At 51.7% G+C, this 12262-nt stretch carries 12 protein-coding genes; all 12 read left to right on the forward strand.

Annotated elements, in window-relative coordinates; genetic code table 11:
* The first annotated feature begins 88 nt into the window (after positions 1-88).
* The 12 genes from rimP (at position 89) to J2T14_RS09170 (ending at position 12252) form a co-directional block, all read left to right on the forward strand.
* Positions 89-550 (forward strand): ribosome maturation factor RimP, encoded by a 462-nt coding sequence (gene rimP, locus J2T14_RS09115; protein ID WP_307204082.1) that lies wholly within the window; start codon positions 89-91, stop codon positions 548-550.
* Positions 551-619: 69 nt separating this feature from the next.
* Positions 620-1717: a transcription termination factor NusA gene (gene nusA, locus J2T14_RS09120; RefSeq protein ID WP_307204083.1), complete on the forward strand. Its 1098-nt coding sequence runs from the start codon at positions 620-622 to the stop codon at positions 1715-1717.
* Between the two features lie 50 nt (positions 1718-1767).
* A complete protein-coding gene (gene rnpM / locus J2T14_RS09125; RefSeq protein WP_307204084.1) occupies positions 1768-2082 on the forward strand; it encodes an RNase P modulator RnpM in 315 nt (104 codons plus the stop codon).
* Positions 2069-2401 (forward strand): L7Ae/L30e/S12e/Gadd45 family ribosomal protein, encoded by a 333-nt coding sequence (locus J2T14_RS09130; protein ID WP_307204085.1) that lies wholly within the window; start codon positions 2069-2071, stop codon positions 2399-2401. The genes rnpM and J2T14_RS09130 overlap by 14 nt, the downstream gene beginning before the upstream one ends.
* Positions 2402-2462: 61 nt before the next feature.
* Entirely contained in the window at positions 2463-5114 is a 2652-nt protein-coding gene (infB, locus tag J2T14_RS09135; protein WP_373458133.1) for a translation initiation factor IF-2, read from the forward strand.
* Positions 5115-5121: 7 nt separating this feature from the next.
* Complete coding sequence (rbfA, locus tag J2T14_RS09140) at positions 5122-5478, forward strand: 30S ribosome-binding factor RbfA (RefSeq protein ID WP_307204089.1); 357 nt, start codon at positions 5122-5124, stop codon at positions 5476-5478.
* Positions 5475-6464 carry a DHH family phosphoesterase gene (locus J2T14_RS09145; RefSeq protein ID WP_307470014.1) on the forward strand — a complete coding sequence of 330 codons (990 nt, stop codon included), beginning with the start codon at positions 5475-5477 and terminating at the stop codon, positions 6462-6464. Before rbfA ends, J2T14_RS09145 begins: the two co-directional genes overlap by 4 nt.
* A 3-nt stretch (positions 6465-6467) precedes the next feature.
* Positions 6468-7379: a tRNA pseudouridine(55) synthase TruB gene (gene truB, locus J2T14_RS09150; protein ID WP_307470016.1), complete on the forward strand. Its 912-nt coding sequence runs from the start codon at positions 6468-6470 to the stop codon at positions 7377-7379.
* Positions 7380-7448: 69 nt separating this feature from the next.
* Positions 7449-8387, forward strand: a complete 939-nt coding sequence (locus J2T14_RS09155) for a bifunctional riboflavin kinase/FAD synthetase (protein ID WP_307470413.1) — start codon at positions 7449-7451, stop codon at positions 8385-8387.
* 167 nt (positions 8388-8554) lie between these two features.
* Complete coding sequence (gene rpsO, locus J2T14_RS09160) at positions 8555-8824, forward strand: 30S ribosomal protein S15 (protein ID WP_307204092.1); 270 nt, start codon at positions 8555-8557, stop codon at positions 8822-8824.
* A 134-nt stretch (positions 8825-8958) separates the two neighbouring features.
* The gene (gene pnp / locus J2T14_RS09165) at positions 8959-11055 is read left to right on the forward strand and encodes a polyribonucleotide nucleotidyltransferase (protein ID WP_307470018.1); all 2097 of its coding nucleotides are present in this window, start codon (positions 8959-8961) and stop codon (positions 11053-11055) included.
* 189 nt (positions 11056-11244) lie between these two features.
* Positions 11245-12252 carry a polysaccharide deacetylase family protein gene (locus tag J2T14_RS09170; RefSeq protein WP_307470020.1) on the forward strand — a complete coding sequence of 336 codons (1008 nt, stop codon included), beginning with the start codon at positions 11245-11247 and terminating at the stop codon, positions 12250-12252.
* The last annotated feature ends 10 nt before the right edge of the window (positions 12253-12262 follow it).

Raw genomic sequence — 12262 nt, forward strand, 5'->3', positions numbered from 1 at the left:
TAATGCAGAAGAGTGGGGAAACCCACTCTTTACGTTTTGTATTCGGCAAAACAGGCATACCGCGTATAATACAGGAGGTCAAATCAATTTGAGCACATCCAAAATCAAAACCGCCGTTGAAGAAATGATTTTACCGTTTCTTGACAGCCATGGATTTGAACTGGTCGATATTGAATACGTGAAGGAGGGCGGCAACTGGTTTCTCCGGATATTCGTAGATAAGGAGGGCGGGATCGATATAGACGATTGCGGCCGAATTAGCGAACACGTAAGCGAGCAGCTGGATAAGAATGATCCGATCTCGGATGCGTATTTCCTCGAGGTGTCATCCCCTGGAGCGGAGCGCCCGCTGAAAAAACCGGAGGATGTGCGTAAAGCCGTCGGAAAACACGTTTACATAACGACATACGAACCGATCAGCGGCGCTAAGGAGTTTGAAGGGCTGCTGCTTTCGTTTGACGGCGATAACGCCGTTGTTGCTGTGGGCAAGAAGGAGCATACGATCCCTTACTCGAAAGTTGCGAGCGCTCGTCTGGCTATCGTGTTCTAGCATTCGTTTTTTTCTCGAGAGACTTCGTTAGAAGTTTTTTTCATATTTGAAAGGGGGAACTCCATTCCAATGAGCATGGATTTTATTGAAGCGTTGCAGGAAATCGAGAGAGACAAGGGCATTACGAAGGACGTGCTGTTAGAGGCCATCGAAGCAGCGCTGATTTCCAGCTACAAACGCAATTTTAATACCGCACAAAACGTAAGGGTGGACATTAACCGCCACACCGGCGTCATTAAGGTATATGCCCGCAAGACAGTAGTAGAGGAAGTGCTTGACCCGAGACTTGAGATTTCGGTCGAAGCCTCCCGCGAGATTAACCCGCATTATCAGCTTGACGACGTAGCGGAGATTGAAGTAACGCCGCGCGACTTCGGCCGGATCGCCGCCCAGACGGCGAAACAGGTTGTCACGCAGCGCATCCGCGAAGCGGAACGCGGCCTTATCTACAATGCTTTCATCGATAAGGAAGAAGATATCGTCAACGGCATCGTGCAGCGTCAGGACGTAAAAAACTTATTCGTCGATCTAGGCAAAGTAGAAGCGGTATTGCCGCTTACCGAGCTTATGCCGACAGACAAGTTCAAGCACGGCGACCGCGTCAAATCGTATATCACGAAAGTCGAGAATACGACCAAAGGGCCTCAAATTATTTTGTCCCGTACGCATCCGGGCTTGTTGAAACGTCTATTCGAGCTTGAAGTGCCTGAAATTTACGATGGCGTCGTTGAAATTCGTTCCGTTGCGCGCGAAGCGGGCTTCCGCTCTAAGATCGCCGTTCATACCCGCAATAGTGAAGTCGATCCTGTCGGCTCCTGCGTAGGCCAGAAGGGAGTGCGCGTTCAAACGATCGTCGGCGAGCTCAGAGGCGAGAAAATCGATATCGTTCGCTGGTCCGAGAATGTGGAAGAATATGTTGCAAATGCGCTTAGCCCATCCAAAGTGCTAGAAGTTATCGTCTTCGAGCAAGAGAAGATGGCGCGCGTCATCGTGCCTGATTATCAGTTATCGCTCGCGATCGGCATTAAGGGTCAAAACGCCCGTCTTGCCGCGAAGCTAACGGGTTGGAAAATCGATATTAAGAGCGAGACGCAAGCCGAGCAGGAATACGGACGTCCGAGAACGACGACGGGCACGATGCATCAGGACTCCGTCTCGATCGATTAGTATTGAGATATGCAGCATTGTCAATGTAACTCGCAGAGGAGGGGTGCGCGGTGAGACCAAGAAAAGTGCCGCTTCGCAAATGCGTCGCTTGTCAAGAGATGATGCCGAAGAAGGAACTTATCCGGGTTGTGCGGACGCCAGCCGAAGAGGTTCAGATTGACCTGACGGGCAAGAAGGCTGGACGCGGAGCTTATCTGTGCGGCAAAGTGAGCTGTTTCAAGCTTGCTAAGAAAACAAAAGCGCTTGATCGTGCGCTTAAGCAGCCAGTGGGCGATCATATCTACGATCAACTAGAGCAGGACTTCGTAGCGGTTGAGGACCAGTTCATTGCCGGCAAGGAGCATAGCGCCGATGAAGACGAATAAAGTATTGTCGACGCTTGGCATGTGCATGCGTGCCGGCAAGCTCATCACCGGCGATGAAATTGTGCTCAAGGCGGTAAGGCAGAAGCAAGTGCATCTGGTCATTATTGCCGGAGACGCTTCCGCCAATACGAAGAAGAAATTCAACGATAAGTGCAGCACCTACGGGATACAACTCGCCGAAGCGTTCGACCGTGAGCAACTGGGAAAGGCGATTGGAAAGCCCGATCGAGTCGTGCTTGCGGTAACCGATTCGCAGTTCGGAAAAATGATTGCGAATCATCTGAGCCATAATACGGAGGTGGATAATATTGAACAATAAACAAGACAGCAAGGAAAATAAAGATAAACTACGCGTTTACGAATACGCGAAGTCGCTCAATATGAGCAGCAAAGAAATTATTACGATTCTTAAACGGCTGAACTTGCCTGTAAACAACCATATGAGCGTAATGGAAAACGAAATGGTTCATAAGGTTGAAGGCTTCTTCCGCGATATTAAGGCGAATGCGGCCGCTAAGCGCGCACAGGAATCGACCTCCAGCGTGTCCGTATCTTCGTCGGCTTCTGCTAAGCAAGGCGCTAATCGCCCGTCATCGCAGCAAGCGCAGCAGCCTCAACAACAGCAGCAAGAGCGAAAGCCACAGCCAGCGCAAGCGGCACAAGCGCCACAAGCGACGCAAGGGCCGACGAGCACTAATCCAAATCATGATAGACAGGGGCCTACGAATTCTATTAATACGAAAACACAACCTACCCAACAGCAAAGCGAACAACGACCAACAGCTCAGCAAGGCAATCGTCCTGCTCAATCTCACAATAACCGTCCGGCGCAGTCCGGTTCCAGTCCGAATCGTCAAGGCGGCCAAGGCCAAGGCGGCGGCGGCAACCGTCCTTCGCAATCCGGATCGAACACGAATCGCCCTAGCGGCCAAGGCGGCGGTCCTAATCGTCCTTCCTCACAAGGTCAAGGTGGACGTCCGGCACAAGGCGGTCAAGGAGGCCAAGGCGGCTTCAATCGTCCAAGCGCTCCGCGCCCTGACGGTGGCGGCAATCGTTCGGCATCCGCTCCGGCGGCGCCAAGCCGTACGTTCGAATCCAGATCGACTCAAGCTCCGAACCGCGGCGCAAGCGATGCCAAGGATAGAAACGGCCGCAGCGGCCAGAAGCGTTTCGATGACGGCAAGCCCGGCTACAGAGGCGGCAACAACAATAACCGTGGTCAAAAAGGTCGCGGCGGCAGATACCAACAGCAACAGCCCGCTCGCGAGAAAATCGACAATACGCCTAAGAAAATCATTGTACGCGGTACAATGACGGTAGGCGAACTCGCGAAGCTGCTCCATAAGGATGCTTCCGAAGTCATTAAGAAACTGATTTTCCTTGGCGTTATGGCAACGATCAACCAAGAAATCGACATGGATGCCATTCATTTGCTCGCGACCGATTACGGCGTTGAAGTGGAAGTGAAAATTCCGGTCGAAGAGGATTCATTCGAGACGGTTGAAGAGACGGACGAAGAAGCGGATCTAGAAGCACGCCCGCCAGTCGTTACCATTATGGGTCACGTCGACCATGGTAAGACGACACTCCTCGATGCGATTCGCAAAACGAACGTAACGGGCGGAGAGGCCGGAGGCATCACTCAGCATATCGGCGCTTACCAAGTCGAAATCAATCATAAAAAAATAACGTTCCTGGATACGCCTGGTCACGAAGCGTTCACGCTCATGCGTGCTCGGGGTGCGCAAGTAACGGACATTACGATTATTGTCGTAGCAGCCGACGACGGCATCATGCCTCAGACGGTCGAAGCAATCAACCATGCGAAGGCAGCGGGCGTTCCGATTATCGTTGCGGTCAACAAGATCGATAAGCCGGAAGCGAACGCAGACAAGATCAAGCAAGAGATGACCGAGTATGAGCTCGTTCCGGAAGAGTGGGGCGGCGACACGATTTTCGTTGAAGTATCCGCGAAACAGCGTATCGGCCTTGAAGGCTTGCTCGAGATGATTTTGCTCGTTGCTGAAGTGAATGACTACAAAGCGAATCCGAACAAGCGTGCTCGCGCGACGGTTATCGAAGCCGAGCTTGACAAAGGCAAAGGCCCGGTAGCGCGTATTCTCGTGCAGCACGGTACGCTTAAGATCGGCGATGCATTCGTTGCAGGCAACTGTTTCGGCCGCGTTAGAGCGATGGTCAACGACAAAGGCCGCCGATTGAAAGAAGCCGGACCATCGACACCGATCGAAATTACGGGTCTTACGGAAGTGCCGCAAGCAGGCGATCCGTTCATGGTGTTCGAGGATGAGCGCAAAGCGCGTGCGATCGCCGACCGCCGTTCGATCAAACAACGCCAATCCGAGATGGGCGCGAATACTCGCGTTACGCTCGATGATTTGTATAATCATATCAAAGACGGTGAAATTAAAGACCTGAACGTTATTATCAAAGCTGACGTTCAAGGTTCGGCCGAGGCGCTTAAAGGCTCGCTCTCGAAGATCGATATCGAAGGCGTACGCGTTAAGATTCTTCATAGCGGCGTGGGCGCAATTACGGAATCGGATATTATCCTGGCTTCCGCATCGAACGCGATCGTTATCGGCTTCAACGTTCGTCCTGATCCGCAAGCGGAATCGACGATCGCTCAAGAAAAAGTAGACGTGCGTATGCACCGCGTTATCTATAACGTCATCGACGAGATCGAACAAGCGATGAAAGGCATGCTTGATCCGATCTATAAAGAAGTCGTTATCGGTCATGCAGAGGTTCGTAACGTATTCAAAGTGACGAAGGTTGGCGCGATTGCCGGTTCGATGGTTACTTCCGGTAAAATGATCCGTTCGGCAGAGGCAAGACTTATCCGCGGCGGCATTGTCGTTTATACAGGGAAGATCGATTCCCTCAAACGTTTCAAGGATGACGCCAAGGAAGTTGCTCAAGGCTACGAATGCGGCATCACGCTTGATCGTTTCAGCGATGTCAAAGAAGGGGACATTATTGAAGCGTTCGTCATGGAAACGGTAGAGAGGTGATTACGGTATGGCAAAAATCCGTGTTGGGCGGGTCAGCGAGCAAATCAAAAAAGAGCTGAGCCAAATTATTCAAATGGAGCTTAAAGATCCAAGAATCGGCTTTATTACCGTAACGGGCGTAGAGACGACAAGCGATCTATCGCAAGCGAAAATATACCTGAGCGTTCTAGGCAGCGAGGAGCAGAAGGAAGCGACGCTTCAAGCGCTAGCACGCGGCACCGGCTTCCTGCGCTCCGAGCTTGGCAAGCGGATGAAGCTGCGCCATACGCCGGTGCTGCTGTTCAAGTTCGACAGTAGCATCGAATACGGAAGCCGAATCGAGGCATTGCTCGACAACATCAATAACGGAAACGATGCCCGATGATCGCTTCCGCGAGCTACTTGAAGCAGTTGGACGATGCGCTCGCTTTCTTGCGAGAAGGAGACAACTTTCTAGTCGTATCGCATGTACAGCCTGACGGCGATGCAATCAGCTCTACGGTTGTCGTAGGCTGGTTGCTCCGTAAGCTGGGCAAATCAGTTACGCTCATCAACGAAGGCGAGTTGCCTTCACGGCTAAGCTTCTTGCATCGCTCAGCGGAGATCGTCCATTATAGGGCGAATCCGCCGCAGCAGGTCTACGATACGGTTATCTCGGTCGATTGCGCCGACTTCCGCCGTATCGGGGACGTTGCAAACTGCTTTGCTGAAGGCGTTAAGCTGCTTAACATCGACCATCATCCTACGAACAACGGCTTCGGCCTCGTGAATGTCATTCGTGACAATGCGGCAGCGACCGTTGAAATCTTGTATGACCTGATTGAGCGAGGGGGCATCCAACTGGACCACGATTGTGCGACGGCCATTTATACGGGTCTGCTTACCGACACTGGCGGATTTCGTTACTCCAATACAAGTCCGCGAGTGATGGAGATTGCCTCCAAGCTGCTCGCCATTGGCGTATCAGGCCATCAGCTCGCCGATCATTTGCTCGAGAAGATGACAATCGCGAAGCTGAACCTGCTTAAGCTGGCGCTTAACCGGTTAACCTTTACCGACGATCTGAAGATCGGCTGGGTTCATATAGGCAAGGACGATATTCGCACGACGGGTGCTCTTTCGGAGGACTTAGAGGGAATCGTCAATTATGCGCTTAACGTGGACGGCGTCGAAGTAGGTATTTTATTCAAGGAAACGGAAGATGGGGCAGTGAAAGCTAGTTTACGTTCGGCTGGCAAAGCGGACGTTGCCGCTATTGCCCAATCGTTCGGCGGCGGCGGACATGTCAGAGCGGCAGGTTGCCGGCTTGACTGTTCAATTGATGCTGCGCCCGGTCTTCTCGTGGAAGCAGTGCGAAAGGCGTTGATTTAATCCATGGACGGCATTTTGGCGGTTTGGAAGCCGGAGGGCTGGACATCCCATGATGTTGTAGCAAAGGTCAGACGCATATTGCGGATGAAGCGAATCGGCCATGCAGGGACTCTTGACCCGATGGTTACGGGCGTTCTCCCATTATGTCTTGGCCGTTCTACTCGGGTTGTCGAGTATTTGCAGGAGCGTCCGAAAGCGTATGAGGCGGTTCTGAAGCTCGGTATCGCTACCGATACGGAGGATATAACAGGTGCTGTTCTTGACGATCAGCCGTATCCGCAAGTGTCGGAGGATGCTGTACGCACGGCGCTGCGTCGTTTCGTTGGCCGGATTGATCAGATACCGCCTATGTACTCGGCCGTTAAGGTAGACGGCAAGCGGCTGTACGAGCTTGCTAGAGAAGGAAAGACGGTAGAGCGGAAGTCGAGAACGGTAACGATCTACCTATTGGAACTGCTGGAGATGAAGCTGGATCAGCAGTATCCGGAAATAAGATTTTCCGCCACATGCTCCAAGGGCACTTACATTCGCACGTTATGCGTGGATATCGGCAAGGCGTTAGGCGTACCTGCTACAATGGCGAGTCTTACGCGTTCGATGTCAGGCGGCATTACGCGCGATCGGTGCTTGACGCTCGAGCGGATTGAGGAATTGCAGCAATCAGGCCAGCTTGATGAACATCTCATTGACGCTGACGAAGCAATCGATCATTTGCCAATCGCCGAAGTTTCGGCCGCAGTTGGCAAGCAAGCCTTGCTTGGGCAGAAGATCGCCTTAACCGAAGTTTCCATTGCCGACGTTTCTGGCGATAACGATGAGATTGTGCGATTATATAATGATAGTCGTCTGTTTATTGGAATTTTTCAGATCGATACGGAAAGCGCGCTGCTGAAGCCGATTAAGGTATTCTCGTAACCGTCTTCTCACCAGTCGCCGATATTAACGTTAAGCTTAACAAGAAATGCAGGTGTATCAGCGTTGAAGATGATTTCCCTTCAATATCCATTAGACGGATTGTCCGAATTGCAGCTGGACAAACCGCTTTCTATAGCTATCGGCCACTTTGACGGCGTACACCGCGGACATCAGAACGTCATCCGCAGAGCCGTGGAAGAAGCGAAAGCTGCCGGTCAGCTATCTGCGGTCATGACCTTTGACCCGCATCCGAAAGAGGTGCTGGGGCAAGGCGATCAGTATTACCGCTGTTTGACGCCTTTAAACGTTAAGACGAAGCTGTTCGCCGAGCTTGGCGTCGATCTTGTATTCGTAATGAGCTTCGACCTGTCTTTCGCATCGATTACGCCGGAACGGTTCGTAGACGAAGTTCTTCGGGGGTTACGTGCGAAGCAAGTGGTCGTAGGCTTCGACTTCACGTTCGGAAGCAAAGGCGCTGGCAATGCGGAAGAGCTGAGGCGTCTTGGCTCTCCCGACATCGACGTACATATCGTGGAGCCGCTTTATGAGAATGAAGGCAAAGTAAGCAGTACATGGGTTCGCGAGTCGCTGGAGAAGGGCGATCTGGAAACGGCATCGCTGCTGCTCGACAGGGCGTATGAAATTACGGGAACGGTCGTGCATGGGGACGGAAGAGGAAGAACGATTGGATTTCCAACCGCCAATATCGATTTCGATTACCCCTACGTATTTCCAAGGCTTGGCGTCTATGCTGTCGTCGCATGGCTCGATGGCAGACCATATCCTGGCGTTCTAAATCACGGAATGAAGCCGACTTTCAATAAGGAAGGCGTGCAGCCGGTTATGGAAGCTCATTTGTTCGACTTCAACCGAGATATCTATGGAGAGAAGATTCGGATTGAGTTCCGATCCTTCGTGAGGACCGAGAAGAAATTCAGCTCGGTGGACGAGCTCATCAAGCAAATTGGACGGGATTCCGACCAGGTTAGAGAGCAATTCTCTAATTAAGCTTAGACGCCTCGACAAACGCCTATTCGGTATGATATACTTTACAACGTTGTGACTGATTATGCAGCTTGTATAATACGGACACATACTTAACCTTAGCTTGGTTGTCCGCTCTCACCGGCGGCGCACGAGGCTAATGGCGATTATGAAGAAGGAGGTGAATTAGGATGGCAATCACTCAAGAACGTAAACAGGAATTGATCGACACACACAAAACGCACGCGAACGATACCGGTTCTCCGGAAGTTCAAATCGCTATCCTGACTGAAAACATCGTTAACTTGACGCAACATTTCCGGGAGCACAAGAAAGACCACCACTCCCGCCGTGGTTTGCTCAAGATGGTAGGTCAGCGCCGTAAGCTGCTTGCATACCTGAAGAACAAAGATGTTAGACGTTACAGCGCATTGATCGAAAAACTCGGCCTTCGCCGTTAAAACATGCGTAATGAAAAGCAACCTGGCTGTCCTGCCGTCCGGGAATATCGGATATGCGGATTCGGGTTGCTTTTTGTAATATGAATAGTTTCCGATAGATTTGCCAATAATGTAAGGTTTAGGAGGGATAACAGATGGTACATAGCATTGAAATGACTTTAGGCGGCAGACCGCTCTCCATTGAGACAGGCCGTCTTGCTAAGCAAGCGAACGCCGCAGTAACGGTTAGATACGGCGATACGGTCGTATTGTGTACGGTTACGGCATCGACCGAACCGAAGGATTTGGACTTCTTCCCGTTGACAGTCAACTATGAGGAACGTCTATACGCAGTCGGCAAGATCCCTGGCGGCTTCATTAAGCGCGAAGGACGTCCGAGCGAGAAAGCGATTCTGTCGAGCCGTCTTACTGACCGTCCGATCCGTCCTTTGTTCCCTGAAGGCTTCCGCAACGACGTACAGATTGCCAACCTCGTAATGAGCGTGGATCAAGACTGCCCGCCGGAGATTGCGGCAATGATCGGCACATCCGCGGCGCTATCGATTTCCGACGTTCCGTTCAACGGTCCGATCGGCGGCGTAAGCGTTGGTCGCGTGAATGGTCAATTCGTTATTAATCCAACGGTTGAGCAAGAGCAGCTTACGGATATTTTCGTCGTTGTAGCGGGCACAAAGGATGCCATTATGATGGTAGAGGCCGAAGGCAACGAAGTGTCTGAAGAAGTGATGCTTGAGGCGATCATGTTCGGTCATGACGAAATCAAGAACATCGTAGCAAAGATCGAAGAGCTGCAAACTGTTGCAGGCAAGCCGAAGATGGCTGTTAAGCTGCATAGCGTAAATGCGCAAGTAAATGATGAGGTTCGCGCATTTGCTTCCGCAGGTCTCGTAGAAGCGATTAAGATTGCCGAGAAGCATGCTCGCCAAGAGGCTATCGATGCCGTGAACAGCGACACGATTGCCAACTTCGAAACGAAATATGCCGATAGCCCCGAGCTGTTGTCCGATGTGAAGGAAGTATTGTACGACATCGTGAAGGAAGAGGTTCGCCGCCTGATTACTCACGATAAAGTTCGTCCTGACGGACGCGGATTGGACGAGATTCGTCCGATCGAGTGCGATGTTGCTTTACTGCCTCGTACACACGGATCCGGCTTATTCACTCGCGGTCAGACGCAAGCACTAAGCATTTGTACACTTGGCGCGATGGGCGACGTTCAAATTTTGGACGGTATTTCCCCAGAGGAAACGAAGCGCTTCATGCACCATTACAACTTCCCACCATTCAGCGTAGGCGAGGCTCGTCCGCTCCGTCCTCCTGGACGCCGCGAGATTGGTCACGGCGCACTCGGCGAACGCGCGTTGTCGAAAGTCATTCCGTCGGAAGCCGACTTCCCATACACGATTCGTCTTGTATCCGAAGTTCTAGAGTCGAACGGCTCGACATCGCAAGCAAGTATTTGCGCAAGCACGCTTGCTATGATGGACGCCGGCGTACCGATCAAGGCTCCTGTAGCCGGTATTGCGATGGGGCTTATTAAAGACGGCGACCATTTCTCCATCTTGTCCGACATTCAAGGGATGGAAGACCATCTCGGCGATATGGACTTTAAGGTAGCGGGTACGGCTGAAGGCGTAACGGCCATTCAGATGGATATTAAGATCGACGGCATTGACCGCAGCATTTTGCAGCAATCGCTTGAGCAAGCGCGTCTCGGACGGTTGTTCATTCTTGGCAAGATGACGGATGTGCTGTCGCAATCCCGAACGAGCCTATCCAAATACGCTCCGAAAATATTGACGCTTCGCATCAATCCGGACAAAATCCGTGACGTTATCGGTGCAGGCGGCAAAATCATCAATAAAATTATCGAAGAAACCGGCGTGAAAATCGATATCGAGCAGGACGGTATGGTATTTATCGCTTCCTCGAATGAAGAGATGAACCAAAAAGCGAGAGCGATCATCGAAGGCATCGTCAAAGAAGTTGTGATTGGCGAAGTATACCTCGGTACGGTTAAACGCATAGAGAAATTCGGCGTGTTCGTTGAAATCTTGCCGAATAAGGACGGTCTCGTCCACATTTCTCAGCTTGCGAACGAGCGTGTTGCCAAGTGCGAGGACGTTGTGAACATCGGCGACCAAATTACGGTTAAAGTGACGGAGATCGATCAACAAGGACGTATCAATCTATCTCGCAAAGCGGTACTAACGCCAGAGCCTGCACAATAGGATTTGGCCAGCGCAAAGATATCGCTTCAAACGAAGAGTCAGATTCCATCTGCCTCTTTTTTGTTTGCACAGAATGACCGCATCGCCACATAATCTCGTCCTACAATTCATACATATGTGTTAAGCGCGTCCACGACCGGCCGCAAGGCGATGAATGTGAGCGCAATAGGCTATGCGGGAGTTGGGGCTATGAAGATTCGAAAAGCGGCGATCATCGCGGCAAGCATGCTGATGGTGATCGTCTTCGTGCGGATGAACGAAGACGTGTCATCTTATTTAGCTGCTGTCAAATCGGGCGGCGCAAGCTTCGCAATAAGCAAGATTGAGCGCAGCGACGAGGAGAAGCGCCAGCTATACGATACGATTGTCGCCGAGGCGGCAAATAAGCGGGAAGCGCCCGTCAATGCGGTTATCGATCGGGTATGGCGAGCAATCCCGGGTTATAACGGCATTGAGGTCGATGTTGATCGAACGTATGAGGCAGCATTGCGATTGCCCGCATCAAACGCAATCCCTTACATATTCAAGGAAATTGAGCCGACAATAAAGCTTGAAGACTTAGGGGCGCATCCCGTCTATCGCGGCAATCCGAACAAGAAGATGATTGCTTTTATGATTAATGTGGCATGGGGCAATGAATTTATCGAGCCGATGCTGAAGACGCTGGAACAGGAACGTGTGAAGGCAACCTTCTTCCTTGATGGTAGCTGGCTGAACAAAAACGCCGAGATGGCCCGTAAAATACAAGCAGCCGGCCATGAGATGTCCAACCATGCTTACTCCCATCCCAACATGAGCGAATTAAGCCGCGGGGCTGCATACACGCAAATAGCGAAAACGGAGGAGCTGCTCAAGTCGACGCTAGGCGTGAATAATAGATGGTTTGCGCCGCCTTCGGGCGATTTTAACCAAATGACGGTTCAAGTAGCAAGAGAGCAAGGGCTGCAGACGGTGCTCTGGACGATCGATACGGTTGATTGGAGGAAGCCGTCGGCCGAATCGATCATTCGCAAAATCAACGCCAAGCTGGAGCCGGGCGCATTAATCTTAATGCATCCGACGGCATCGAGTCGGGATGCGCTCGCCGGCATGATCGCAAGCGCCAAGGCGAAGGGTTACGCGCTTGGAACGGTAAGTGAGACCCTGTCATCGGACCGAATCGCATCCTCCGTTGTTGAGGGAGCGGACTTATTCTGATATAGTGAAA

The organism is Paenibacillus harenae (assembly GCF_030812415.1).
GTDB lineage: Bacteria > Bacillota > Bacilli > Paenibacillales > Paenibacillaceae > Pristimantibacillus > Pristimantibacillus harenae_A.

Coding starts and splice junctions, on each gene's coding strand:
- J2T14_RS09145 (WP_307470014.1), top strand. CDS start 5,475: ATGATCGCTTCCGCGAGCTACTTGAAGCAGTTGGACGATGCGCTCGCT.
- J2T14_RS09170 (WP_307470020.1), top strand. CDS start 11,245: ATGAAGATTCGAAAAGCGGCGATCATCGCGGCAAGCATGCTGATGGTG.
- J2T14_RS09130 (WP_307204085.1), top strand. CDS start 2,069: ATGAAGACGAATAAAGTATTGTCGACGCTTGGCATGTGCATGCGTGCC.
- rbfA (WP_307204089.1), top strand. CDS start 5,122: ATGGCAAAAATCCGTGTTGGGCGGGTCAGCGAGCAAATCAAAAAAGAG.
- truB (WP_307470016.1), top strand. CDS start 6,468: ATGGACGGCATTTTGGCGGTTTGGAAGCCGGAGGGCTGGACATCCCAT.
- rpsO (WP_307204092.1), top strand. CDS start 8,555: ATGGCAATCACTCAAGAACGTAAACAGGAATTGATCGACACACACAAA.
- J2T14_RS09155 (WP_307470413.1), top strand. CDS start 7,449: ATGATTTCCCTTCAATATCCATTAGACGGATTGTCCGAATTGCAGCTG.
- nusA (WP_307204083.1), top strand. CDS start 620: ATGAGCATGGATTTTATTGAAGCGTTGCAGGAAATCGAGAGAGACAAG.
- pnp (WP_307470018.1), top strand. CDS start 8,959: ATGGTACATAGCATTGAAATGACTTTAGGCGGCAGACCGCTCTCCATT.
- infB (WP_373458133.1), top strand. CDS start 2,463: ATGAGCAGCAAAGAAATTATTACGATTCTTAAACGGCTGAACTTGCCT.